This is a genomic window from Paenarthrobacter sp. TYUT067 (assembly GCF_023656375.1).
Lineage (GTDB): Bacteria > Actinomycetota > Actinomycetes > Actinomycetales > Micrococcaceae > Arthrobacter.
The window spans coordinates 180,811-205,283 of the sequence record NZ_JAMOIT010000005.1 but is presented as its reverse complement, the minus strand read 5'-3'; the positions used below and the strand labels follow the sequence as shown (position 1 = coordinate 205,283).

Below are 24,473 nucleotides of genomic sequence, written 5' to 3'. Positions count from 1 at the left end.
CCTCTTGATGATGCGAACAACTGTTGCAAGCCTACTCAAGCCCCCAGACACCGACAGCAACCTTAGGGTATTGTTCGGTCGTATTCCGCGTTGAGCGAACCAATGACGCGCGGAACCGCATTCATGACGGCCGAGGCTGTAATGGGACCTTCGTCAAAATGAGCGGATGCAAGGGCTCCGGCTCGCCCGTGGACGCTGGCAGCAACGGCTGCCAGAGCAGCCCAGCGGTCGGCGGGATCCAAGCCCAACGCGGCATATGCGCCGTCGTCGTGCCGTACCATCTCCGCAGACTGTGCCAGCAAGGCTCCCAGCACGCCCGCCAAGACATCGCCGCTGCCCGCGGTTGCCATCCACGCGGTGCCTTCGGATTGACTGAAAACAACGCCCGACGGCGACGCCACCAGTGTGGAGGCACCCTTCAGGAGCACTGTGGCGCCGGTTCGTTGGGCGGCCTGCCGCACATAATGCAGGGTACGGGATTCGACGTCGTCGCGGGATACCTCTATTTCGCCAGTCGAAGGAAGCGAGTTCAACAACGCAGCCAGCTCTCCGGCGTGAGGTGTCAGGATCCAGTGGGCCGGGCAGCGTTCCGGCAGGAGGCTCAAAGCTCCGGCATCTACAACCACGGGCAAATCGTTGGTGAGGGCCGACGCACCGGCGTCCCTTGCCCGTTGCAGCTGCTCCTCGCCGTCCACCCCGGATCCCAGCAGCCACGCTTGGACGCGGCCGGGGTTGTCGGTCTCCCAAAGGGCTTCCGGGGTTCGCGCGAGCACCAGCTGCGCCGCTTCCCGGGGCCCGTTGTAGCGCACCATTCCCGCCCCCGAGAGGGCGGCAGCGTGGACACTCAGGACAGCAGCTCCGGCAAAGCGCGCGGAACCGGCGACTACGCCCAACACGCCCCGCGAATATTTGTGGGCGCGCCGGCCAGGATGGGGCAGCAAGGATCCAAGGTCCGAGGCAGTGAGGCGTCGAAGCTCAGGGCGGTAGCATTCCAAAGAATTCTCAATGCCGATGGGGATCAGCTCCACGCGCCCGGCACACCCTTCACCCGGGTCAGTCATCAGCCCGGCCTTGATACCGCCAAACGTCACGGTCACGTCCGCACCAAGCACCGGCCAATGCACTTCGCCGGTGTTGGCGTCCAGTCCACTGGGAAGGTCGCAGGCCACTACCAACCGTGGACGCAACTCTTGAAGCGAAGCCACCAGTTCGGCAGAGGCGTCCCGCAGCCCACCGCGCGCACCGGTCCCGAGCAGGGCATCAATAATGACGTCATGGCCCGCGCACAGGACGGCTAGCTCTTCCGCGTTAGCGGCCTCCAACGCCACAACAGTTCCGCCGACGGCGACTAAAGCAGCCAGCGCCTCCGGGTGTACTTCAGCGGCGGCGAGTACCGCCGTCGTTCGGACACCGCGGCGGGCAAGGAAAGCTGCAGCGAACATGCCGTCGCCACCGTTATTGCCCTTCCCAACCAGCACTGCAACACTCGCCCCTGCAAGCTTCCGCTTGTTTTTGACCTCGCGAGCCACAACGTGGGCCAACCCGTAGGCGGCCCGTCGCATAAGAACAGCGCCCTCACCGGAGTCCAGGAGCGGTTTTTCCGCATCCCTGATCTGTTGTCCGGTGAAGGCGCTGATCATTGCTTGTGAAGTCCCTTTAGCCCTCGGCGAGGACAGTAGCCGTAGCTATGCCGCCGTCGTGGCTCATGGACAAGTGCCAGCGCTTGACGCCCTTGGCCTCGGCAACGGCAAGCACCGTTCCCTTGACCTGGACGGTGGGTCCATTCTCATCGAGCCCGATCCAGCAATCCTGCCAGTTCATCCCTGCCGGAGCGCCCAGCACCTTGGCAACAGCTTCCTTGGCCGCGAAACGCGCCGCCAGGGACCGGGTGTTGAGTTCCCGTTCGGCAGGAACGAACAAGCGGTCCCGGAGACCGGGCGTCCGCTCCAACTGCCGGCCGAACCTTTCGATGTCTACGACGTCTACGCCAATGCCAACAATCATGGCGTTATTCTACGGTCACGCTCTTGGCGAGGTTACGCGGCTGATCGACGTCGTAACCCTTGGCACCGGCCAGTTCTGCAGCAAAGATCTGCAGCGGAACGGTGGTGAGCAGCGGCATCAGCAAAGTGGGGGTTTCCGGTACGTAGAAGACGTGCTCAGCGTAGTCCTTGACCGATTCGTCGCCCTCTTCAGCGATGACCAGGGTACGGGCACCACGGGCACGGACTTCCTGGATGTTGCTGACAACCTTGGAGTGAAGGGAATCGCGCCCGCGCGGCGACGGCACTACTACGAAGACAGGCTGGCCGTCGTCGATCAACGCGATCGGACCGTGCTTCAACTCGCCGGCGGCGAAGCCTTCAGCGTGGATATAGGCGATTTCCTTGAGCTTCAGCGCGCCTTCAAGGGCTACCGGATAGCCAACGTGGCGGCCCAGGAACAAGACGGATTTCTCGTCCTTCATGCTGCGGGCAAGCTCACGCAGCGGCCCTGCGTTGTCCAGGATTTTCTGGATCTTGGCGGGGATCTTGTTCAGGTCCGCCAGGACATCCTTGATCTGGCCGGAGAAGATGTTGCCCCGCAACTGGGCCAGGTACAGGCCAAGCAGGTAGGCAGCAGTGATCTGCGCCAGGAACGCCTTGGTGGAAGCAACAGCGATTTCGGGGCCTGCGTGCGTGTAAAGCACAGCATCGGATTCACGCGGGATGGTGGAACCGTTGGTGTTGCAGATGGAGATCGTCTTGGCACCCTGTTCGCGGGCGTAACGGACAGCCATCAGCGTGTCCATGGTTTCGCCCGACTGGCTGATGGAAACCACCAGGGTGTTGGAGTCAACAATGGGATCGCGGTAGCGGAACTCATGCGCGAGCTCCACCTCGGTGGGAATGCGGCACCAGTTTTCAATGGCGTACTTGGCTACCAGACCAGCGTAGGCCGCGGTACCGCAGGCCAAAACGATGATCTTGTCCACCTGCTTGAGGAGCTCAGGGTCGATGCGGACTTCGTCCAGGGTGAGCTTGCCGTTGAGGTCCGAGCGGCCCAGGAGGGTCTGCGCTACGGCGTCCGGCTGGTCGTTGATTTCCTTCTCCATGAAGGAGCTGAAACCACCCTTTTCGGCGGAAGCCGGGTCCCAGTCAACGTGGTATTCCTTGCCCTCGGCAGGAGCGCCGAAGAAGTCGGTGATCTCCACGGAGTCCGCGGTGATGGTGACGATCTGGTCCTGACCCAGTTCGACGGCACGGCGGGTGTAGTCGATGAAGCCGGAGACGTCGGAGCCGAGGAAGTTCTCGCCGTCGCCCAGGCCCACTACAAGCGGGGAGTTACGGCGGGCGGCCACGACGACGTCGGGCTGGTCAGCGTGGACGGCGAGAAGAGTGAAAGCGCCCTCGAGTCGCTGGCAGGCCAGGCGCATTGCCTCGGTGAGGTTGCCGCCGTCGCCGTTGAGCTGGGTGCGGAAAATGTCGCCGATAAGTGCGGCAGCAACTTCGGTGTCCGTTTCCGACTCGAAGGTGACGCCCTTGCCCAGCAGTTCCTGCTTGAGCTCGGCGAAGTTCTCAATGATCCCGTTGTGAATGACCGCCAGCTTGCCACCGTCGGAGAGGTGCGGGTGCGCGTTACGGTCCGTGGGTCCGCCGTGCGTTGCCCAACGGGTATGGCCGATGCCGGTCAGGGACTCAGGAACCGGGCTTGCTTCCAGTTCTGCGATCAAGTTGCTCAGCTTGCCGGACTTCTTACGGGAAGAGATGCTCCCGTCAGCCACTACTGCGACGCCTGCGGAGTCATAGCCGCGGTATTCCAGACGGCGCAGCCCTTCCACCACAACGTCAAGAGCGCTGTATCCAGCTGCCTTGCGAGACGAATTGCCAACATAGCCTACGATTCCACACATGGGTACAAGCCTAGCGGCTAGTGCAAACAACTGATGTGGGACATCCTCCCTCCTTCTGTTCATTGACGGGGTTCCAGCCCTCACAATTCACCTGCCCTTCGTCGTGCATTTCCTGATCCGCTCCGCGGAGGGCAGAATCATGAGCGTGACTTTGCAACGCACCGAAGCTAATGGCGACGGCGCTTCCCCCTTTGTAGAGCTGGACCGTCAAACGTGGTCCAGGCTTGCAGCGCAGATGGAGCAGCCCCTCAACGAAGAGGACGTCTTCCGTCTCCGCGGCCTCGGCGACCCCCTGGACATGAAAGAAGTCAGGGAGGTTTACCTCCCTCTCTCCCGCCTCCTTCACCTGTACGTGGAGGCCTCACACCAACTCCACGCAGCCACCACGACGTTCCTGGGTGAGCAAACCCAACGCACGCCGTTCGTGATCGGGGTGGCCGGGTCCGTTGCCGTTGGCAAGTCCACCATTGCCCGTGTGCTCCGGGAAATGCTCCGGCGCTGGCCCGGAACGCCCAACGTGGAACTCATCACCACAGATGGCTTCCTTTATCCTTTGGCTGAGCTGAAGCGCCGGCACCTGCTGGAGCGGAAAGGTTTCCCGGAGTCCTACGACCGCCGTGGACTTCTTCGTTTCGTTTCTGAAGTCAAAGGCGGCGCCGAGGAAGTCCGCGCGCCTTGGTACTCCCACGTCACCTATGACATCGTGCCGGGAAAGGAAGTCGTAGTGCGGCGCCCCGACGTCCTGATTGTCGAGGGACTGAACGTCCTGGCCCCGGCCCGCCCTCGGATGGACGGCAAGCAGGGACTGGCCGTCAGCGACTTCTTCGACTTCTCCATCTATGTGGATGCCAAGACCTCCTACATTGAAGAGTGGTACGTGGACCGCTTCCGGAAATTGCGGACCACGGCATTCGCCCAGCCCGAGTCCTACTTTCACCGCTACGCCACACTGTCGGACGAGGACGCCGAGTCAACGGCACGGGGCATATGGAAACGCATCAACGAGCCGAACCTCGAGGAAAATGTGCTGCCCACCCGCGGACGTGCACAATTGGTACTCACCAAGGACGCAGACCACTCGATCCGCCGCATGCTGCTGAGAAAGGTCTAGGGTGCCCAACAATTCCCAACCGCTGCCTAGCCGGCGGATCTTCGCCAGCCTCCTGACCGCCGGCGCGGGAATGGCAGCATTGGCGGCCTGCACGCCTGAGGACGCCGCCCCATCCCCCGTCGCGGCCAACGCCGCCAGCGAGGCCCCTTCGTTACCCACACCGTCCTCCGTGGGCACCCCCAGCGCCGCAGCAAGCGAGCCTGCACCCGTTGAATCAGCCCCCAGCGCGACTCCCTCCAATACAGCCCCCTCGCACGCCGTTGCCCCGCAGCACTCCCTCACGGATCCAACGAGTCCCTGGGTAGTGGTGAACAAGCACCGGCCCTTGGTTCCCCAGGACTTCGTTCCGGCAGACTTGGTTCAGCCAGGCGTTAGGCTCGCCGTCAGCGGCGAAGCGGCCCTGCTTAACAGCACGACGGCGACTGCCGCTGAAAAGATGTTCGGGGCCGCAGCCACGGAGGGCGTCAACATGACGCTGGCCTCCGGATACCGTTCGTATTCCACCCAGGTTGCTACCTACAACGGCTACGTCGCCAGCACCGGCCAGGCCGCCGCCGACCGCGCTTCCGCCCGCCCGGGGCACTCCGAGCATCAAACGGGCTGGTCCTTTGACATCGGCGACGGTGCGGGAGCCTGCAGCTTCCAACCATGCTTCGCCGAGCAACCCGCTGCCATCTGGGCCAAAGCCAACGCCCACAAGTTTGGATTCGTGGTCCGCTATCCGTGGATGTTCCACGACACCACAGGGTACTTTTACGAGTCCTGGCATCTGCGGTACATCGGGGTGGAGGCAGCTACGGACATGACCGCCCGCGGCATCGCAACCCTGGAAGAGTATTTCGGGCTTGAAGCAGCTCCGGACTACTTCTAATCCGTAATAACTGAGGCTCTAATCCTTAGTAACTGAGGCTCTCATCCTTAAACACCGAGGCCCACACCCCTGCTCCGACTCAAGCTGGGGTACGGGCCTCAAAATGTGGTCTCCTAGACTGCCATTTCGCTGGGAGCGCCCAAACGTTCCTTGACGACGGCGGCGAGCCCCTTGCAGACACGCTCGGCCGTTTCCATGTCAGCGGCTTCCACCATCACACGCACCAACGCCTCGGTCCCTGAGGGCCTGAGGAGCACACGGCCGGTCTCACCCAGTTCAAGCTCCGCCGCGGCAACAGCCTCGGCAACGCCCTCGTCAGTGGCAGCCCGGGCTTTATCAACGCCCTTGACGTTGATCATGAGCTGCGGCAGCTTGGTCATGGCGCTGGAGAGGTCCTTGAGGCTGCGTCCGGTCAGGGCAACCTGGGCTGCAAGCTGCAGACCGGTCAGGACGCCGTCACCTGTGGTGGCGAAGTCGGAGAAGATCACATGGCCGGACTGTTCACCACCAAGGTTGTATCCGCCGTCTCGCATTGCCTCCAACACATAACGGTCACCAACACCAGTCTCGCGGATGGCGATACCCGCATCGCGGAGGGCAATCTTCAGGCCGAGGTTACTCATGACTGTGGCCACGAGGATGTTGTCCTTGAGCTTTCCTGCGTCCTTGAGCGCCAGTGCCAGAATCGCCATGATCTGGTCGCCGTCCACTTCGTTGCCTTCATGGTCAACGGCCAGGCAGCGGTCAGCGTCACCGTCATGGGCTACGCCAAGGTCCGCGCCATGTTTGACCACGGCCTCCTTGAGCGGGCCCAGGTGCGTGGATCCAACGCCGTCATTAATGTTCAAGCCGTCCGGCTCTGCGCCGATGACCACCACGTCGGCGCCAGCATCCTTGAAGACCTGGGGCGAACAGCCACTAGCTGCACCATGGGCGCAGTCCAGAACTACCTTCAAGCCTTCCAAGCGCTTGGGAAGCGTGCCAAGCAGGTGCACAATGTACCGGTCCTCGGCGTCTGAGAACCTCTGGATGCGTCCGACGTCGGCTCCCACCGGGCGCTGCGGCTCTTTGCCCAGCTGAGCCTCGATGGCGTCCTCAACATCGTCCGGAAGCTTCTGGCCACCGCGGGCGAAGAACTTAATACCGTTGTCCGGCGCAGGGTTATGGGACGCCGAGAGCATGACTCCAAAGTCGGCGTCGAGATCCGCCACGAGGTAAGCCGCGGCAGGGGTGGGGAGCACGCCGGCGTCGTAGACGTCGATGCCGGAACTGGACAGCCCGGCTTCGACGGCAGCGGCGAGGAACTCGCCGCTGGCTCTGGGATCCCTTGCGACGACGGCGCGCGGCCGCTTGCCATCGGTAGAGCGTTCATGGCCGAGTACGACGGCGGCTGCTTGCGCGAGCTGCATAGCCAGTTCGGCGGTGAGCAATCCGTTCGCGAGACCGCGGACGCCATCTGTTCCAAATAATCTAGACATCGGGTCAAGTTTAGACGACGACAGGACAGCACTGGTTCAAGCGGCCACCAGAAGGTCATGTGCGGCGCCTTCCTTGACTCCGCTGCCTGGTATCTGAAACGGCGAAAGCCCGCCCCGCCGAAACGGCGGAACGGGCTTTCGAGTAAGCGTAGATTAACGCTTGGAGTACTGCTGAGCCTTGCGGGCCTTCTTGAGACCAGCCTTCTTGCGCTCGATGACGCGTGCGTCACGGCTCAAGTAACCGGCCTTCTTGAGGGTGGCGCGGTTGTTGTCGACGTCGATCTCGTTCAGCGAGCGAGCAACGCCAAGGCGCAGTGCGCCGGCCTGGCCGGAGATGCCACCACCGTGGATACGGGCGATGACGTCGTAGGCGCCTTCGAGATCAAGGATCTTGAAGGGCTCGTTGACATCCTGCTGGTGCAGTTTGTTCGGGAAGTAGTTGTCCAGCGTGCGGCCGTTGATGGTCCACTTGCCGGAGCCAGGCACAACGCGAACGCGTGCAACGGCTTCCTTGCGGCGGCCAACAGCTGCGCCGGCAACGGTCAGTGCCGGGCGCTCCTTCTTGGGAGCATCTTCGGCAGCGTTGCTGCTTTCAGAGGTGTAGCTGGTGGGGGTTTCCTCGGCCTCGACGGCTTCGGCGGTCAGTTCTTCGTTCTGAGCCACGGTTCTCCTTGTAATAAAAAGTTTAGTTGGTGGCCAGGACTACTGGGCGACCTGGGTGATTTCGAAAGTCTTCGGCTGCTGTGCAGCGTGGGGGTGCTCAGCGCCACGGTAGACCTTGAGCTTGCCCAACTGCTGTGCAGCGAGGGAGTTCTTGGGGAGCATGCCCTTGATGGCCTTCTCAACAGCGCGAACCGGGTTGGATTCCAACAGCTCGGCGTAGTTGACGGAGGTCAGGCCGCCCGGGTAACCGGAGTGGCGGTATGCGCGCTTCTGCTCCAGCTTGGCGCCGGTGAGGGCTACCTTTTCAGCGTTGATGATGATGACGAAGTCGCCCATGTCCATGTGGGACGCAAAGGTCGGCTTGTGCTTTCCGCGCAGCAGTGTTGCGGTCTGGCTGGCAAGACGACCAAGGACAACGTCGGTGGCGTCAATGACGTGCCACTGGCGGTTGATATCGCCGGGCTTCGGGGTGTACGTACGCACGGTTTTGCCTCGTTCTTGTTCTGGCGTTCATGTTTTAGGCGACACGCAATAAGGCGTGTACCTATCTATGTATGCGCTACCGGAGCAGAGGTGAGGGCTCTATGTACCAGTTATCCCAAGATCTCGAAAATGCCTAGGGAGTTAGCGATCCTGCAACTGGATCCCCCGCAAGGCATGTGTCATCGAGATAGGACACGCACAACGACTCTAAACAATACCGTCATGAGGGCGTCCGGGTCAAAATGGGGTAACCGCCCTTGGGGGCCATGCGCTGATTGAGGGAGAACAGATGCCCAACGGACCCGGCTTCGCACTCCTTCTTGCGCTCCTTGGTTTGCTGCTGAGCCCTGTTGCCGAGCTTCTGATTGCCCGCGCGCTGCCGCGACTCGGCGGCCTCCCTGTAGCTAAGGTCCGGATCACGACGGCGGCCGTCACCGCGCTGCTGTTTTGCTTGCTTGCGTGGCGGCTCGGTTTCTCTCCGGAGTTGCCGGCATTCCTTTTATTGGCATTACTCGGAGTGCAACTTTCACGGATCGATTTCACTCTCCATTTGCTGCCCAACCGCCTTGTATTGCTGTTGCTCGGTGGGGGTTTAGTACTTTTTTCCACATCCGCAGCTCTCGCGCCGGGCTGGCCGGACCTCTTCCGCGCCCTCGCCGGCGGGGCGATGATGTTCGCCGGCTACGTCATTCTCAAACTTATTTCGCCAAGAAGCCTCGGAATGGGCGATGTGAAGCTCGCAGCGCCCCTGGGTTTGTACTTGGGCTACTTGGGTTGGCAGCAAGTACTCATTGGCGGGCTACTGGGATTCGTGGTGGGCGGGGTGCTGGCGGTGCTGATGTTACGCCTGCGATCCGCCGAAAAGCCCGCAGAAACAGCCCATGGACCCGCAATGCTCATTGCTGCGGTTGGCGTAGTTCTGTTCATGAACTAGCCCGTGGTTAGTACGTCCTTACCCAGGCTTCAGCCCGCCCGTAATACATAAGGCTCCTTTGTAAAGCAAGTAGTTTCCACCCGCCCAGGCACCGAAACTGAGTACTTTCTGCCCGTTGGCACATCCGGCAAGTAATAGGCGCCCGGATAAATCGAGTACGGCTACGCATTGTGACTTCAGCGGCCCAGGGTGAATTCTTATCTCATCGAATTACGAACAGCTAAAGGCTCCACAGACGCAGTTCGATATTCGGGTAAATTTAGATAATTTGCCGCCCTGCCATTCATGATTTACTGCCACATTAATTCTGGGAAGGATATTCCAATGTCATCTCTTATGGTTTCCGTTATCTCGTTCATCGCCGGCGTCAAGGATCGCTTCACCTCCGAGGAGAAGGGTGCGACGGCTGTTGAATACGGTCTGCTGGTGGCCCTCATCGCCGCAGTCATCGTTGGCACTGTGGTTATTTTGGGCCAAGACGTTCTCAAAGGCTTCGATACCGTCGAAAAGGCGTTGAAGTAAACCCTACCGGCCGGCTTCGCTACCGATCCCGGGCCGGCTGCCCCGATGCATTCATCGGCTGCAGCCGGCCCGGATTCGTTTTATCTGGGAGTAGCTATGAGATCCAACGATAAGAAGAGGAAAAAGCTCCGCACAGGGAAGCCCTCCACATCCAAGAACCAGTCCGGTGCCGTTGCGGTTGAATTTGCATTGGTGTTGCCCATATTCCTCGTGCTGGTACTGGGAATTTTTGAGTTCGGCCGCGCATTCAACATCCAGATTTCCTTGTCTGAAGCCGCCCGGGAAGCCGCCCGATATGCAGCCATTCACCAGTCGGACTCCACCTACACCGTGGGCGATGCACAGGCTGCCGGTGTGGCTGCGGCACCTTCGGTGGATCTGGATCCTGGTGACATTGCCATTACGTCAACCGGAACCAACCCTTGCAACGTGGAAGTCACCATCTCCTACAGCACGCCCTGGATGACCGGGTTCCCGGGCCTCGTGCCTGGAATGCCGGCTGAACTGAACATCTCAGGGAAAGGGGTCATGCGATGCGGCGGCTGAAACACGGTGATGCCGAACGCGGTGCTGTTGCTCCCATGACGGCCATGCTGATGGTGGCGCTGCTGGGAATGACCGCCTTCGCCGTGGACGTGGCAATGATGTACTCCGAGCATGCTCAACTGCAGAATGGCGCCGACTCGTCGGCAATAGGCATCGCCCAGGCTTGCGCCAAGAGTGCAGGCTCTGCCGACTGCGTCTCGCCCGCATCCACAGCTACCACCTTGGCAGGACTGAATGCCCTGGACGGTGTCAGCAATGTGCCGGTGGCAACGGTGAATCTGGCCACCGGAACCGTTGATGTCACTACCCAATCCCGCAACGCCTCCGGTGACAATCACTTCAGCTTGGTGTTCGCTCGGGCACTGGGTGTCCAGACGGCGGATATCAAGGCCACCGCCCAAGCCAAATTCGGTGGCTTTTCCGCAACGGATGCAATACCGCTGACTTTCTCGCAATGTGAAGCGGACCCGGGTTTCACTAAAGGCCTTCAGTTCTTCCCGGTCCACGGGACCAAGTTGTCCGATGACCCGGATTACGCGTGTAAGCATCAGTCTTCGTCCGGCTTCGAGCTTCCCGGCGGTTTCGGTTGGCTCAAACATCCCGGTGCTACGTGCACCGTACATGTGGACATTGATGATCCGTGGGTGGAGGCCAACGAGGGCAACGACTTCGATTCCACATGCAGCTCGGCCTTCGCATCCTGGGAGGCCAAGCTCAAAGCCGGCAAGCCTGTGGAACTCCTGATTCCCATTTTTGAAACTGCCTGCCCGGTGAAGAAGGGTACGGGAACCAACCCCTGCGCTTCTTCTCCGTATAAGAAATCCTTCAAGATCGAGGCCTTTGCCCAGATCTCACTCCGAGGATGGCATCTGACAGGCGGCGGACCGACCTACATGACTTCCGATGCCTCGGCGCTCCAGAAGTCCCTGGGCCTCAAGAACAGCGATACCGGCCTGTTCGGCACCTTCATCAAGAAAGTAAGTCTGACGGAAGCCGCAACTCTGGGCGGCCCCACCACGTACGGCGCCTTGGGCGTCCAACTCACCGAGTAGTAACCAATCTGGGAGAAAACTCCATTGCATTAAGGAGAATCAAAGTGAAAACTCGCCTACTGGGAGGCATAGTCGCAGTAGTGCTGGCAATAGTCGGCACGCTGTTACTGGTCACATACGTTCAAGCAGCAGACGCGCGGGCTCAAAAGGACCTCCAGCCCGTCGATGTTCTCGTTATTCAAAGTCAGGTTCCAGAGGGAGCCGATCTTCAGCAGATCAGGTCTGCTGTAAAACTGGCTTCGCTACCTGCGGCTTCGGTGCCCAATGGCGCCCTCAAGAGCCTCTCCGGCATGGAAGGCAAAGTCGCCGGGGCAGAACTCATGCCGGGTGAAGCGCTGCTGGGAAACCGTCTGGTGGACCCCAACAGCCTGGCGGCTCCGGGATCAGTCCCCGTTCCAGACGGACTTCAAGAAGTTTCAGTTCAATTGGACGCCCAGCGTGTGGTTGGCGGGCGATTGACTGCCGGCGACACCGTCGGCGTCATGGTACTGCTTGGCCAACCCGGGCAGGCCGAATCTGAGGCATCAGCGCAGCTCGTCTTCCACAAGGTTCTTGTGACCAGCGTTCAGCGGGCCACCTCGAGAAATACCAACACGGCGCAGGCAAGCTCCGAGCAGGCCAATACCCAGCTGCCGGAAGGTTCCTTCATAGTGACCCTGGCCCGTAGCGATGTAGACGCTACCAAGATTGTTTATGGCGCCAAGTACGGGGACATCTGGCTGACCAAAGAACCCGCAGAAGCACAGGAAAGCGCACGCGTCACCATCAAGAAGGCAGAGGTACTCCAATGAGCCGCTTCCTAGTCATCACAGCTGACGTTGAGTTTGAAAAGCGCGTCCGGCACGCTGCGTCCGGTCTGCACGGCGACGTGCAGTCCATCATTGCCGACTACTTGCCACAGGGCCCGGACGACGTCCTACGCGTGTTGTCCGGACAACTTCTGGAAGTCCTGGTGCTGGGCCCCGGACTGCAAGCAGACGACGCCATCCGTTTGGCAAGCCTGTTCGACCTCCAGTATCCCGAGATCAGCGTCGTACTCGCGTCGACGGATGCGGCCGAGATCGCGCTGCCAGCCATGCGTGCAGGAATCCGTGACTTGTTGGAGCCATCTGCAGATGCAGTGGCCATTCGAGCACTGTTGGAGCGTGCCAGCCTTGCAGCCGCCGGGCGACGCAGGGGCTTGGGTGCCCAAGTGGACGCAGGTCCACAGGGAGGCCGGATCATCGCCGTTATGTCTCCCAAGGGTGGCGTGGGCAAAACAACTATCTCAACCAACCTGGCCATTGGCTTGGGGCGTACCGCGCCCATGAAGGTAGTCATAGCCGACCTGGACCTCCAATTCGGCGACGTCGCATCCGGTCTGCTCATAGACCCTGAACGGACCATCGCGGATGCCGTCACTGGCGCGGCAGTCCAAGACAGCATGGTGCTGAAGTCATACCTTTCAGCCCATCCCGCTGGCATCTACGCACTCTGCGCGCCGCGCAACCCATCTCAAATCGAACAGATCTCCGCAGAACAAGTGGGGCATCTCCTTGAACAGTTGGCCAAGGAATTCGATTACGTGATTGTGGATACGGCCCCCGGTCTCGGTGAACATGTCCTGGCCACTCTGGAACGTGCCTCCGACGTCGTCTGGGTATGCGGAATGGACATCCCCAGCATCAGGGGGCTCCGGAACGGCTTGGAGATTTTGGACGAGATTGGGTTGGTCCCGGAACAGCGCCATGTTGTCCTGAACTTCGCGGACAAGCGGAGCGGGCTCACCTTGGTGGATGTGGAAGCCACCATCGGTTGCCCGGTGGATGTCACGTTGCCCCGGTCCCGCTCACTCCCCTACTCAACCAACAGAGGCATCCCCGTACTCCAAGATGGAGCGAAGGATGTCACCCTTCGGGGCCTCCGCCAGCTTGTGGAGCGGTTCAAGCCCGGATGGGAAGAACGGCCACACAAGCAGTTGCATCGAAGGGCGGTAGTCAAGTGAACCTCGCAAAACGCCTTCAAACGGTCCGTGGACTTGAAGTTGAGACACCTGGAACATCAACGCCGGGAGATCCGTGGGCCGGACCGGCAACGCAAGCCCCGGATTATCTCGCCGATTCGCCGGGGTCCGGAGGAGCCACCGAGGACTCCAGCCAGGCCTTGTCTGCGGTCAAGGAACGTACCAGCAGCGCCTTGTTTGACCGCATGGGCTCCCGGATCTCGGATACCACACTCGATGAAGCCGAGCTGCACCGCTATGTCAAGGAGGAACTCCGCGCCGTCATCGACGATGACGATATCCCCCTGACGTCCTCGGAAAGGCAACGGCTGGTTCAGGAAATCGCTGACGACGTGCTTGGCCTGGGGCCACTACAGCGTTTCCTTGACGACAAGGACGTCACGGAAATCATGGTGAACGGCGCAGATAAGGTCTACGTGGAAATTGCAGGAAAACTCCATTTGACCAACGTTCATTTCTCGTCCGAAGAGCACCTGCGCAGAATCATTGAGCGGATCGTCTCAAAGGTTGGCCGCCGCATCGACGAGTCCTCACCTCTTGTGGACGCGCGGCTTTCGGATGGGTCCCGTGTCAACGCGATTATTCCGCCGCTGGCCGTCAATGGATCGTCGCTCACTATCCGTAAGTTTGGGCGCGTCCCTCTAACGGCCCAGAATCTCATCCAGTTGGGAACTACGAGCCCCGAGATCACGGAACTCCTTCATGCATGCGTACAGGCCCGGCTGAACATCATCGTCTCCGGCGGTACTGGAACGGGAAAGACAACTCTCCTTAATGTCCTTTCGTCCTTCCTGCCCTCCGATGAGCGCATCGTCACCATCGAAGACGCAGTGGAGTTGCAACTCCAGCAATCACATGTGGTTCGTTTGGAAAGCCGCCCCAGCAACATCGAAGGCAAGGGCGAAATCGCCATCCGGGACCTGGTTCGCAATTCGCTGCGCATGCGCCCGGACAGGATCGTGGTGGGCGAGGTTCGTGGCGGCGAAGCCTTGGACATGCTTCAGGCAATGAACACCGGCCATGATGGATCCATCTCCACTGTTCACGCGAATTCGCCACGGGACGCCATTGCACGCCTCGAGACGTTGGTGCTTATGGCTGGAATGGATTTGCCCCTCAGGGCAATCCGCGAGCAGATCTCGTCCGCCGTGAACCTGGTGGTTCAGATCTCTCGGCTGCGCGATGGAACCCGCCGAATCACCCACGTGACAGAAGTCCAGGGCATGGAAGGTGACGTTGTTACCTTGCAGGATGCTTTCACGTTCGACTACTCGGCAGGCATGGACGCCAACGGGAGGTTCCTTGGGAAGCCCGTTCCTACAGGGGTGCGGCCACGGTTCGTGGACCACTTCGCGGACCTTGGAATCTACTTGTCGCCGGCGGTCTTTGGCAGCGTGCACACTGGCGGTGGTCAGCGATGACCGCCACCAACCCGCTCCTGCTCATAGCCGGCGTGCTTCTCGGATTCTCCGCTCTGGCGATCGGGCTGTTCCTCATCCCCAGGTCGAGGAACTCAACGATTGCGTTGTCCCGGCGCCGTCCGGACTCGGGCCCACAGGAATCCGTCCTGACCCGAGTGACGAATTCCGCTGTGGCCATGGTGGATGGTTCGGTTTCTGCAAGCCGGGCTTCAGGAACCAGGATTTTGCTTGAACAGGCCGGCTCGCGGATGAGACCAGCGGACTACGTTCTTTTGGTCATCTGCGCCACGTTCACTGGCGCCGTTCTAGGCTTCATCCTTGGCGGCGTCTTGGTGGCGATTCTCTTCGGAATCATCGTGCCCATCGGCGCACGCATGGTTCTGAGCATTATGACCTCCCGACGCAGGGCCCAGTTCGAGGCTCAACTGGGTGACACGTTGCAAATGCTGTCCGGCAGCATGCGGGCCGGCCACAGCTTGCTCCGGGCGGTGGATGCTGTTGCCCAAGAGGCCCAGTCACCTACCAAGGAAGAATTTGCCAGGATCGTGGGAGAAGTTCGCCTGGGTCGCGACTTGCGTGACGCCCTCTTGGACGCGGCATCGCGTCTCCATAGCGAGGACTTCCTCTGGGCGACGCAGGCCATCGAAATTCATCGCGAAGTGGGCGGCGACTTGGCTGAAGTCCTGGACCATGTGGCCGAGACGATCCGTGAACGGTCCCAAATCAAGGGGCAAGTCAGGGCACTCAGCGCTGAAGGTCGTATGTCCGCCTATGTGCTCATAGCGCTGCCGACTGGCATGTTCCTGTACCTCAGCCTTGCGAACGGGACGTACATCCAGCCGTTGTTCACCCATCCCCTGGGTTGGATCATGCTGGTGGCCGCAATAGTCCTTTTGGGGTTGGGCACCTTCTGGCTCAGCCGCGTGGTCAAGATCAAGTTTTAGGGAGTGATCATGAACGTTATTGCATGGGCGTCCGTCGCCCTGATCGTCATCCCCATCGCTTTCATGGCGTGGGCCTTCATTTCAGTTGATCGTGCCGGCCTGGCGACTGTTCGAGCCAACTTGAGCCGAAGCGCCGGGATGGCAACGGAGCTGGGAGCACAGTCATCATCATTCAACCTCCAACGCCTCGGAGCAAGGCTCACCCCCAAGGGCTACACAATCTGGTTGGACAAGCTGCTGGCCAAATTGGGCCGACCAGCGGGAATGCCCCTTGGGCGCCTTCTCATCCTCAAGCCGGCGTTGGCCCTGGCAGCAGGGCTCGTGGGCCTGCTGTTCTTTCTGCGGGCACCATCCGGCCCGGGCTTCGTGCTCTATCTGGCTGCGGTCTCGTTGGTGTATTTCATTCCGGACCTGCTCATCCACGGCCGGGCAGCCGAGCGGCAGAAGGCCATCCAGATGGAGCTTCCCAACACCCTGGACCAGATGCTGATCTCCGTGGAAGCCGGCCTTGGTTTTGAAGGTGCCATGGCAAGGGCCGGACAAAACGGTTCGGGACCGCTCGCTATGGAAATGCTCCGTACGCTGCAGGACATGCAGGCAGGTAGAAGCCGCAAGGAGGCCTACATTGCCCTGGCCGAACGTGTTGACGTTCACGACCTGCGGGCATTCGTTGGGGCCATAGTCCAGGCAGACACCTACGGGATCGCGATCGCCAACGTCCTTCGTACACAAGCCAAGCAAATGCGTATCAAGCGTCGGCAGAGGGCAGAAGAGCAGGCCATGAAGCTGCCGGTAAAGGTTCTCTTCCCCCTGATGTTTTGCATCCTCCCGGTGCTCTTCATCGTCATCATGGGTCCGGCCGTCATCAACGTAATGACTAACCTTGCCGGAACGTTCTAGGGCTCTGGTGTTCTTGCCCTAAAGACCGGCACTTCGCGGATCCCAGACCACGGAGTGCCACAACGGCCCCCTTCCGGTACCCAGAGCCGGGAGGGGGTCCCCCAACGCCCGGATAGGTCCTTGGTCACGGACAGAAGAGCTACTCGCGCCGTGCCCGCGTCAGCTCGGCCCGCGCCAGCAACTCACTATCGGACGGGTAGGCGACTTCCTCCAGCACCAGGGGATGTGGAGCAGCGAGCACAGATTTGGCGTCGCGTTGACGTTCCAGAAGACGCGAGTGCAGCCAACCCGGAGTTTCCAAGCCCTCCCCCACGCGGAGCGCAGAACCTACCAAGGACCGCACCATGTTGTGACAGAACGCGTCGGCCTGGACGGTGGCAACTATGACACCGTCGCTTCCACGGTCGAACGAGAATTGCTGCAGCTCACGAATGGTGGTGGCTCCCTCGCGGGGTTTGCAGTAAGAGCGGAAGTCCTGAAGGCCCAGCAGAGAATGCGCACCGTGATTCATGAGCTCAACATCCAAAGGCGTTTTATGCCACAAAGTGATTCCCCGCAGCACAGGGTCCCAGCGACCCGGACCATCGGCAATCCGGTAGCTGTACCTGCGCCACAACGCTGAGAAGCGGGCGTCGAAACCTTCCGGCGCCAGACCGGCGTCGTGCACTTCAATGGACCCCGTCAGATCGCCGAGAATGCGGCTCAAAGCGCCGCGGAGTCGGCGCAAAAGCGCGACGGCGGGATCGAGTTCGTGTCCACGCGGCAGTGACAGCCACTCGGCTTCCGTCAGGTCCAGGTGAACAACTTGACCCCGGGCATGAACGCCGGCGTCGGTCCTGCCAGCAACCGTCACGCGAATCGGGCGTTGCAGGATGAGCGCCAAAGCTTCTTCAAGGGATCCTTGAACGGTGCGAAGACCGGGCTGCACGGCCCACCCGTTGAAAGGGCCGCCGTCGTAGGAAAGATCAAGCCGGACACGCAAAAACCCGCCGCCCCCCATAACGGGGGCAGCGGGTTTTCGTTCGTTCATAGACTTAAGTCTACTGTGAAGAATTCAGTGAATTACTTCTTGTCCTCAGCGGCCGGAGCCTCTTCGGTTTCAGCAGCTTCGGTCTCAGCAGCTTCTGCCTCAGCGGCCGGAGCCTCTTCGGTTTCAGCAGCTTCGGTCTCTACAACCTCTTCTTCAGCAGCCGGAGCTTCGGCGGCCGGAGCAGCCTTGGCAGCAGCGTTGGTTGCTTCAGCAACTACAGCCTGCTTGGGGGAAACCGGCTCGAGAACGAGCTCGATGACAGCCATGGGAGCGTTGTCGCCCTTGCGGTTGCCGATCTTGGTGATGCGGGTGTAGCCACCATCGCGGTTAGCAACGGCACCGGCGATGTCGGTGAACAGCTCGTGGACAACGCCCTTGTCGCTGATCAGGCCGAGAACGCGGCGGCGGGAAGCGAGGTCGCCACGCTTGGCGAAGGTGACCAAACGCTCTGCGTACGGCTTAAGGCGCTTGGCCTTGGTGACCGTGGTGGTGATGCGCTTGTGCTCAAAGAGAGCAGCTGCCAGGTTCGCGAGCATCAGGCGCTCGTGAGCCGGGCCGCCTCCGAGGCGCGGACCCTTAGTGGGGGTAGGCATAGTTATTTCTCCTGTTATGTAAGCCGTTCAGGTCCATCGCTGGACCCGGCGGCCAAGATCTGCTGTTTAGAGCTCGTCGTCGCTGAACGCGGCGTCGTCCTCTTCGATGGCTGCGGCGCGGGCTGCGAGATCGAAACCGGGAGGGGAGTCCTTGAGGGACAGACCCAGTTCCACGAGCTTTGCCTTGACCTCGTCAATGGACTTCGCACCGAAGTTACGAATGTCCATCAGGTCAGCCTCGGAGCGGGCAACGAGTTCACCCACGGTGTGGATGCCCTCACGCTTGAGGCAGTTGTAGGAACGGACGGTGAGGTCCAGATCCTCGATCGGCAGAGCCATGTCCGCTGCCAGGGCAGCGTCCGTCGGCGACGGGCCAATCTCGATACCTTCAGCTGCGGTGTTCAGCTCACGAGCCAGACCGAACAGTTCCACCAAGGTGGTGCCTGCGGAAGCAACAGCATCGCGAGGGGCGATAGCCTGCTTGGTCTCGACGTCGACAATGAGCTTGTCGAAGTCGGTGCGCTGCTCAACACGGGTAGCTTCCACGCGGAAAGTTACCTTCATGACCGGCGAGTAGATCGAGTCAACCGGAATACGGCCGATCTCGGAGTCGCCGGACTTGTTCTGAGCTGCCGAAACGTAGCCACGGCCGCGCTCGATGGTCAGTTCGAGTTCGAACTTGCCCTTCGAGTTCAGAGTGGCAATGTGCAGATCCGGGTTGTGGAATTCGACGCCGGCCGGCGGAGCGATGTCCGCGGCGGTGACGACTCCGGGGCCCTGCTTGCGCAGGTAAGCAACAACCGGCTCATCGTGCTCGGAGGAAACCGAAAGGTTCTTGATGTTCAGGATGATCTCGGTGACATCTTCCTTGACACCCGGAACCGTGGTGAACTCGTGCAGCACGCCATCGATCCGGATGCTGGTTACAGCGGCACCGGGGATGGAGGAGAGCAGGGTACGGCGTAGGGAGTTTCCGAGGGTGTAGCCGAAGCCCGGCTCCAGCGGTTCAATGATGAAACGGGAGCGGTTCTCGGATACAACTTCTTCAGACAGGGTGGGGCGCTGTGCAATGAGCACTTAGGTTTCCTTTCGGCGAGCATCCGCTATATGACGCAACACAGGTGGTGGAAATCGGCTTCGGTTTCCAGCCTGACCAGCCGGGCCATGCTGATGGATGATCGAAACCATCCATAGCAGGCCCGGCCGGTCAGGCGGGGAAGACCTAATTAGACGCGGCGGCGCTTCGGCGGGCGGCAACCGTTGTGGGCGCTGGGGGTGACGTCCTGGATGGAGCCAACCTCGAGGCCAGCGGCCTGAAGCGAACGGATTGCGGTTTCGCGTCCGGATCCCGGGCCCTTGACGAATACGTCAACCTTGCGCAGACCGTGCTCCTGAGCGCGCTTTGCAGCAGCTTCAGCAGCCATCTGGGCAGCGAACGGGGTGGACTTACGGGAGCCCTTGAAGCCAACCTCACCGGCGGAAGCCCATGAGATTACAGCACCGTTCGGGTCCGTGATGGACACGATGGTGTTGTTAAAGGTGCTCTTGATGTGCGCCTGGCCAAGCGCAATATTCTTCTTATCCTTGCGACGCGGCTTACGAACCGCTCCACGAGTCTTCGGGGGCATTGTTTCTCCTACAGAAAGTTATCGGGGGAAAACCGGATCAATCCCGAGGGATTAACGTCCGGCCTTCTTCTTGCCGGCGACGGTGCGCTTGGGGCCCTTGCGGGTACGAGCGTTGGTCTTCGTACGCTGTCCGCGTACGGGCAGGCCCTTGCGGTGGCGCAGGCCTTCGTAGCTGCCGATCTCTACCTTGCGGCGGATGTCAGCGGCTACCTCGCGGCGAAGGTCACCCTCAACCTTGTAGTTGCCTTCAATGTAGTCACGCAGCTGAACCAGCTCGGCGTCAGTCAGGTCCTTGACGCGAACGTCAGCGCTGATGCCGGTGGCAGCCAGGGTTTCGTGTGCACGGGTCTTGCCCACGCCGTAGATGTAAGTAAGCGCAATTTCCAACCGCTTTTCGCGGGGAATGTCTACGCCAGCGAGACGAGCCATAGTGGCAGTACTCCTTGAATAAACCGGAGGTCGTAGGCAGTACACCCACACGTTCAGTGTGGCCCCAGCCTCCGACCGGGGGTTCGCTGACCAGGCTCTGTAATGCAGTCCTGGCACAGCTTGTGCTGCCTTTATTTACTTGCGTGGGCTAGCAGCCCAGGTTTGTCCTTGCGGACGCAGATTCCCGTGAGGGGAATTAGCCCTGGCGCTGCTTGTGGCGCGGGTTCTCGCAGATCACCATGACCCGGCCGTTACGGCGGATCACTTTGCACTTGTCGCAGATCTGCTTGACGCTCGGCTTGACCTTCATGGCGTTCCTTTGCGTGTTTTGCAGTTGATCTGCTGGAGCGGCTTAGGCACTATTGCCTTGCCGCCCAGCAATTTACTTGTAGCGGTAGACGATACGACCACGTGTGAGGTCGTATGGGCTCAGCTCAACCACTACCCGGTCCTCGGGGAGGATTCGAATGTAGTGCTGTCGCATCTTCCCAGAGATGTGTGCGAGAACGACGTGCTTATTGGTGAGCTCAACACGAAACATCGCATTGGGCAGCGCCTCAGTCACAACGCCCTCGATCTCAATGACCCCGTCCTTCTTGGCCATATCCTCCGCTAACTGTTGTTTGCCGCCGTCCTTCAGTTAGGCACCGAAGATCCAGCGGACGTTTTTTGTTTGCTTGGCTCTCTTGGAACCACGACACTAAAAAGGGCGTGGCTGCACAGACAACCAACAAATAACTCTACGCCAATGAAGCCGGAAAGTTAAATCCGTCAATGGTAGCGCACCTGTCTCCAGTCGTCACTCCCCCGCTGGCCGATAGGCCGGGAAGTCGCCCGCCGCCGTCGAGACGGCTTGCGCTGCAAGGACACCATCCAGAATGGCTAGTCGAACGGCTTCCGCCGCCGCACTTTGGAGTGTTATCAAGGACGCCTGCCGCGCCTGTTCAGTACTGCGGTCAAGCACGACGGCGCCGGTCGCCACAGCGAACACGGTATCGCCGTCCGCGAGGGTATGGGACGGATCCAAAGCACGCGCAAGCCCGGCATGCCCGGAAGAAGCAGTCCGCTTGCACTCGGCAACATCCAAGACAGCATTTGTGGCGATCACCACGAGCGTGGTGTTGAGTCCCTGCGGTGGAGCCGGTGGGCCTGCGACCCTCTGCGCGCTCGGTCGCTCCTCCCTTAGACGCGCGCTGCCGGGTCCCAGCCCCACCGGCGATCCCAGGGCGTTGACTATTGCGATGGCCCCCACTACCACGCCGTCGTCGAGTTCGATCGAGGACGTCCCCACGCCGCCTTTGTACTGGCCGCGGGCAATAACGGCGCCAGTCCCGGCACCAACGTTTCCGCGCTCGACGGCGGCATGGTCGCCTGAGGCGAAGGCTGCTGCAGCAGCTTGGTAACCCATGTCGGCATCAGGTCGTGCCTTCACGTCGCCGCCTCTCCCAAGGTCGAAGATGGCGGCCGCCGGCACAATCGGCACCACGGTCCCGGGAACAGCAAAGCCCCGCTCCTGTTCTTCACACCACAACTGAGCGCCCGTGGCCGAGACCAACCCGAACGCACTGCCCCCGGTCAACACCACAGCGTCCACAGTGGAAACCAACGTGGTGGGATCCAGCGCATCGGTCTCATGCGTCCCGGGCCCACCACCGCGCACGTCCACAGACCCCACGGTCCCCGGCGGAGGAAGCACCACAGTAACCCCGGACAACCACCCCTCCCCCACCCTCTGCACATGCCCAACCCGTATGCCGGCAACATCGGTGATCGAATTCATGGCTCCATTCTCCACTGGTGAGCCAACTGGCGGCCCAAGACGCGGCAACAAGTGGGAGCCGGGCCTCAAATACGAACAGGCGAGTAACGCTGAGTAAACGGGTTAGGAAGTGTAAGCCAACTATCGCTGCGGCTCCCCATTTTGGCCCAAACGCAGGCTTTCGGTGTGGTGAGCTAGGCCTGTCTTCGCCGCCCCGGTCCGGGAGCTGGCGCCCCACATTAGCCAGAAACCGTTAGTGACTCATGACTACCCGACAGATTCACAGCAGCAGTGCTGCGCCTGCAGACAAGCCGGCCGAGCCTCCGGTTCCGCCCGCCACAGCAGCCAAGCCCAGACAGGTTAGGAAGCGCTGGTCCGGCCGAGACCGCCGGGATTTCCTGGTGTTCCTGGCCATGGCCTTGCCGAACTTGGTGTTGATCGGCACGTTCACTTATTGGCCGCTGATCAACAACATCTACTACTCCACGTTGGATTGGACCCTCGGCTCGGCCTCGGCCACGGTGGTGGGCTTACAGAACTACGTCACGTTCTTCACCGGTGAGGACGCGTCAAAGGTCCTTGGGACTACAGCGATTTTCACGCTGGTGACGGTTGGCGGTTCCATGATCCTGGGCTTGTTGGTTGCCCTTGCTTTGAACTCCAAGGTCCGCGGCACCACGTTCGCCCGTTCTGCCGTGTTCGCGCCTTATGTGCTGTCTGGTGTGGGTGTTGGCCTGGTGTGGCTGTTCATTTTCGATCCCGGCTACGGCGTACTTGCTTGGCTCCTCCGGGGCCTGGGACAGCAGAGCCCACAGTGGATCAACGATCCCCAGCTGTCCTTGGTGATGGTGATCATGGTGTACGTCTGGAAGAACCTGGGCTACTGCGCCGTGGTCTACTTGGCCGGCCTGCAGTCCCTTCCACGCGACGTCATGGAAGCTGCGGCACTGGATGGAGCCAATGGCGCACGCCGGTTCCTCAATATTTCCTTGCCGCTGCTGTCCCCCACCACGTTCTTCCTGTTGATTACCACCATGCTCAGCTCGTTGCAGGCGTTCGACCTCATCCGCATCATGACGCCGCTGGGCAATGGCACCAGCACACTGATCTACGAGGCATACCTGCAGGCGTTCGGGGCCTACAACAGGGCAGGCTATTCGGCCGCGATATCGGTGATTCTTTTCGCCATCCTGCTGATCATTACTGTTCTTCAACTGCGGTTCGTTGAGCGAAAGGTCCACTATTCATGAGCGCGCCTTCACCCGCCGTCGTCGTTGATTCTCCACAGGAGACCATGCAGGAGAAGGCGCCGCATGAGCCGCCGCGACCATTCTCCAAAGCCAACCTCATCCGGACCATGGCAACCGGATACGTGCCCCTGATCATCGCCACGCTGGTGGTGTTCCTGCCGCTGATGTGGATGTTGCTGAGCTCGTTCAAGCAACCGGGCGAGATCGTTACCACGGACCTCAGAATCCTTCCGGAGTCTGTGAACCTGGAGAACTACGCCGCGGCGATGACTACGGTTCCGTTCGCGCAGTTCTTCGCCAACAGCCTCATCGTCACCGTGGTTGGCGCGTCCGTCAAGGTCATCCTGGCCATTCTGACGGCTTACGCGCTGGTGTTCGTTCGTTTCCCGTTCAAGAACGTAATCTTCGTGCTGATTCTGGTGGCACTCATGGTGCCCGCGCAGGTGTCCATCCTGCCCAATTACATCCTCATAGCGGGCATGGGCGGCAAGAACACCCTGTGGGGCATCATCCTTCCGGGCCTGGGGACGGCGTTTGGCACGTTCCTGCTGCGCCAACACTTCCTGACGTTACCGCCGTCGATTCTCGAAGCAGCTGAAATCGACGGTGCGGGCCATTGGCGGCGGTTGTGGCAGATCATCGTCCCGGTGTCGGTTCCATCTATTGCGACGGTGGCTTTGGTGACCGTGGTCAGTGAATGGAACGACTACATCTGGCCCCTCATCATCACGGACCGTCCCGAAACCATGACATTGCCAGTGGGGCTGACGTTGCTGCAGAACTCGGAGGGCAACGGCGCCGGATGGGGAATTCTCATGGCGGGAGCCGTTTTGGTGATCGTTCCCATCTTGCTGGTATTCGCAGCGCTCCAGCGATACATCGTTGCCGGGCTGACCCAAGGCAGTGTCACCGGCTGATTTTCTCCAACCGCACCATTCGCATCGAAGTAAATTATTGAGAGGAAG

General features: G+C 60.7%; 27 protein-coding genes. 13 read left to right on the top strand and 14 right to left on the bottom strand.

What is annotated here, in order from left to right; translation table 11 throughout:
• Positions 1–62: 62 nt before the first annotated feature.
• From MOD31_RS06540 to glmS, 3 genes are read right to left on the bottom strand one after another with little or no spacing between them, the layout of a single operon-like run.
• Entirely contained in the window at positions 63–1,640 is a 1,578-nt protein-coding gene (locus MOD31_RS06540; protein WP_250820140.1) for an NAD(P)H-hydrate dehydratase, read from the bottom strand.
• Between the two features lie 16 nt (positions 1,641–1,656).
• The gene (locus MOD31_RS06535; RefSeq protein WP_011775548.1) at positions 1,657–2,004 is read right to left on the bottom strand and encodes a holo-ACP synthase; all 348 of its coding nucleotides are present in this window, start codon (positions 2,002–2,004) and stop codon (positions 1,657–1,659) included.
• A 4-nt stretch (positions 2,005–2,008) separates the two neighbouring features.
• The gene (glmS, locus tag MOD31_RS06530; RefSeq protein WP_142938395.1) at positions 2,009–3,892 is read right to left on the bottom strand and encodes a glutamine--fructose-6-phosphate transaminase (isomerizing); all 1,884 of its coding nucleotides are present in this window, start codon (positions 3,890–3,892) and stop codon (positions 2,009–2,011) included.
• A 139-nt stretch (positions 3,893–4,031) separates the two neighbouring features.
• Between glmS and coaA the strand changes: the two genes are divergently transcribed.
• On the top strand, positions 4,032–5,003 hold the full coding sequence (gene coaA, locus MOD31_RS06525) for a type I pantothenate kinase (protein WP_142938394.1): 972 nt from the start codon (positions 4,032–4,034) through the stop codon (positions 5,001–5,003).
• A gap of 1 nt (position 5,004) precedes the next feature.
• Positions 5,005–5,874, top strand: a complete 870-nt coding sequence (locus MOD31_RS06520; RefSeq protein WP_250820139.1) for a D-alanyl-D-alanine carboxypeptidase family protein — start codon at positions 5,005–5,007, stop codon at positions 5,872–5,874.
• A gap of 113 nt (positions 5,875–5,987) precedes the next feature.
• On the opposite strand, the gene glmM is transcribed toward MOD31_RS06520, so the two are convergent.
• The 3 genes from glmM to rplM form a co-directional block, all read right to left on the bottom strand.
• Positions 5,988–7,352, bottom strand: coding sequence for a phosphoglucosamine mutase (glmM, locus tag MOD31_RS06515; protein ID WP_250820138.1), 1,365 nt, complete (start codon positions 7,350–7,352; stop codon positions 5,988–5,990).
• Positions 7,353–7,505: 153 nt separating this feature from the next.
• Positions 7,506–8,015, bottom strand: a complete 510-nt coding sequence (gene rpsI, locus MOD31_RS06510; RefSeq protein ID WP_250820137.1) for a 30S ribosomal protein S9 — start codon at positions 8,013–8,015, stop codon at positions 7,506–7,508.
• Between the two features lie 39 nt (positions 8,016–8,054).
• Positions 8,055–8,498, bottom strand: a complete 444-nt coding sequence (gene rplM / locus MOD31_RS06505) for a 50S ribosomal protein L13 (RefSeq protein WP_024817563.1) — start codon at positions 8,496–8,498, stop codon at positions 8,055–8,057.
• A 289-nt stretch (positions 8,499–8,787) separates the two neighbouring features.
• Here rplM and MOD31_RS06500 point away from each other — a divergent pair, with 289 nt between their 5' ends.
• The 9 genes from MOD31_RS06500 to MOD31_RS06460 all read left to right on the top strand — a co-directional run bounded on the left by MOD31_RS06500 (position 8,788) and on the right by MOD31_RS06460 (position 16,819).
• Positions 8,788–9,432, top strand: coding sequence for a prepilin peptidase (locus MOD31_RS06500; protein ID WP_250820136.1), 645 nt, complete (start codon positions 8,788–8,790; stop codon positions 9,430–9,432).
• A gap of 324 nt (positions 9,433–9,756) precedes the next feature.
• Positions 9,757–9,954, top strand: a complete 198-nt coding sequence (locus tag MOD31_RS06495; protein ID WP_250820135.1) for a Flp family type IVb pilin — start codon at positions 9,757–9,759, stop codon at positions 9,952–9,954.
• A gap of 96 nt (positions 9,955–10,050) precedes the next feature.
• Positions 10,051–10,500 carry a TadE/TadG family type IV pilus assembly protein gene (locus MOD31_RS06490; RefSeq protein ID WP_250820134.1) on the top strand — a complete coding sequence of 150 codons (450 nt, stop codon included), beginning with the start codon at positions 10,051–10,053 and terminating at the stop codon, positions 10,498–10,500.
• The gene (locus MOD31_RS06485) at positions 10,488–11,552 is read left to right on the top strand and encodes a TadE/TadG family type IV pilus assembly protein (protein ID WP_250820133.1); all 1,065 of its coding nucleotides are present in this window, start codon (positions 10,488–10,490) and stop codon (positions 11,550–11,552) included. Before MOD31_RS06490 ends, MOD31_RS06485 begins: the two co-directional genes overlap by 13 nt.
• 44 nt (positions 11,553–11,596) lie before the next feature.
• The gene (gene cpaB / locus MOD31_RS06480; RefSeq protein ID WP_250820132.1) at positions 11,597–12,343 is read left to right on the top strand and encodes a Flp pilus assembly protein CpaB; all 747 of its coding nucleotides are present in this window, start codon (positions 11,597–11,599) and stop codon (positions 12,341–12,343) included.
• Positions 12,340–13,536: an AAA family ATPase gene (locus MOD31_RS06475; RefSeq protein ID WP_142938387.1), complete on the top strand. Its 1,197-nt coding sequence runs from the start codon at positions 12,340–12,342 to the stop codon at positions 13,534–13,536. Before cpaB ends, MOD31_RS06475 begins: the two co-directional genes overlap by 4 nt.
• Positions 13,533–14,975: a CpaF family protein gene (locus tag MOD31_RS06470; RefSeq protein WP_166839939.1), complete on the top strand. Its 1,443-nt coding sequence runs from the start codon at positions 13,533–13,535 to the stop codon at positions 14,973–14,975. Before MOD31_RS06475 ends, MOD31_RS06470 begins: the two co-directional genes overlap by 4 nt.
• On the top strand, positions 14,972–15,919 hold the full coding sequence (locus MOD31_RS06465; RefSeq protein ID WP_142938385.1) for a type II secretion system F family protein: 948 nt from the start codon (positions 14,972–14,974) through the stop codon (positions 15,917–15,919). The genes MOD31_RS06470 and MOD31_RS06465 overlap by 4 nt, the downstream gene beginning before the upstream one ends.
• Before the next feature lie 9 nt (positions 15,920–15,928).
• Complete coding sequence (locus MOD31_RS06460) at positions 15,929–16,819, top strand: type II secretion system F family protein (RefSeq protein ID WP_250820131.1); 891 nt, start codon at positions 15,929–15,931, stop codon at positions 16,817–16,819.
• Positions 16,820–16,958: 139 nt separating this feature from the next.
• Here MOD31_RS06460 and truA read toward each other — a convergent pair whose 3' ends face one another.
• From truA to MOD31_RS06420, 8 genes are all read right to left on the bottom strand, one after another.
• Positions 16,959–17,849, bottom strand: a complete 891-nt coding sequence (gene truA / locus MOD31_RS06455; protein WP_238703383.1) for a tRNA pseudouridine(38-40) synthase TruA — start codon at positions 17,847–17,849, stop codon at positions 16,959–16,961.
• A gap of 32 nt (positions 17,850–17,881) precedes the next feature.
• Positions 17,882–18,442: a 50S ribosomal protein L17 gene (rplQ, locus tag MOD31_RS06450; protein ID WP_142938383.1), complete on the bottom strand. Its 561-nt coding sequence runs from the start codon at positions 18,440–18,442 to the stop codon at positions 17,882–17,884.
• A gap of 66 nt (positions 18,443–18,508) precedes the next feature.
• On the bottom strand, positions 18,509–19,519 hold the full coding sequence (locus tag MOD31_RS06445) for a DNA-directed RNA polymerase subunit alpha (RefSeq protein ID WP_011775567.1): 1,011 nt from the start codon (positions 19,517–19,519) through the stop codon (positions 18,509–18,511).
• Between the two features lie 149 nt (positions 19,520–19,668).
• The gene (gene rpsK, locus MOD31_RS06440) at positions 19,669–20,070 is read right to left on the bottom strand and encodes a 30S ribosomal protein S11 (RefSeq protein ID WP_014922380.1); all 402 of its coding nucleotides are present in this window, start codon (positions 20,068–20,070) and stop codon (positions 19,669–19,671) included.
• 51 nt (positions 20,071–20,121) lie between these two features.
• Positions 20,122–20,499 carry a 30S ribosomal protein S13 gene (gene rpsM, locus MOD31_RS06435; RefSeq protein WP_011775569.1) on the bottom strand — a complete coding sequence of 126 codons (378 nt, stop codon included), beginning with the start codon at positions 20,497–20,499 and terminating at the stop codon, positions 20,122–20,124.
• A 196-nt stretch (positions 20,500–20,695) separates the two neighbouring features.
• The gene (rpmJ, locus tag MOD31_RS06430; RefSeq protein WP_011775570.1) at positions 20,696–20,809 is read right to left on the bottom strand and encodes a 50S ribosomal protein L36; all 114 of its coding nucleotides are present in this window, start codon (positions 20,807–20,809) and stop codon (positions 20,696–20,698) included.
• A gap of 72 nt (positions 20,810–20,881) precedes the next feature.
• Positions 20,882–21,103: a translation initiation factor IF-1 gene (gene infA / locus MOD31_RS06425; RefSeq protein ID WP_011775571.1), complete on the bottom strand. Its 222-nt coding sequence runs from the start codon at positions 21,101–21,103 to the stop codon at positions 20,882–20,884.
• A 195-nt stretch (positions 21,104–21,298) separates the two neighbouring features.
• A complete protein-coding gene (locus tag MOD31_RS06420; RefSeq protein ID WP_250820130.1) occupies positions 21,299–22,279 on the bottom strand; it encodes a P1 family peptidase in 981 nt (326 codons plus the stop codon).
• A gap of 242 nt (positions 22,280–22,521) precedes the next feature.
• Between MOD31_RS06420 and MOD31_RS06415 the strand changes: the two genes are divergently transcribed.
• Complete coding sequence (locus tag MOD31_RS06415) at positions 22,522–23,508, top strand: carbohydrate ABC transporter permease (protein WP_250820129.1); 987 nt, start codon at positions 22,522–22,524, stop codon at positions 23,506–23,508.
• The gene (locus MOD31_RS06410; RefSeq protein ID WP_250820128.1) at positions 23,505–24,425 is read left to right on the top strand and encodes a carbohydrate ABC transporter permease; all 921 of its coding nucleotides are present in this window, start codon (positions 23,505–23,507) and stop codon (positions 24,423–24,425) included. The genes MOD31_RS06415 and MOD31_RS06410 overlap by 4 nt, the downstream gene beginning before the upstream one ends.
• The last annotated feature ends 48 nt before the right edge of the window (positions 24,426–24,473 follow it).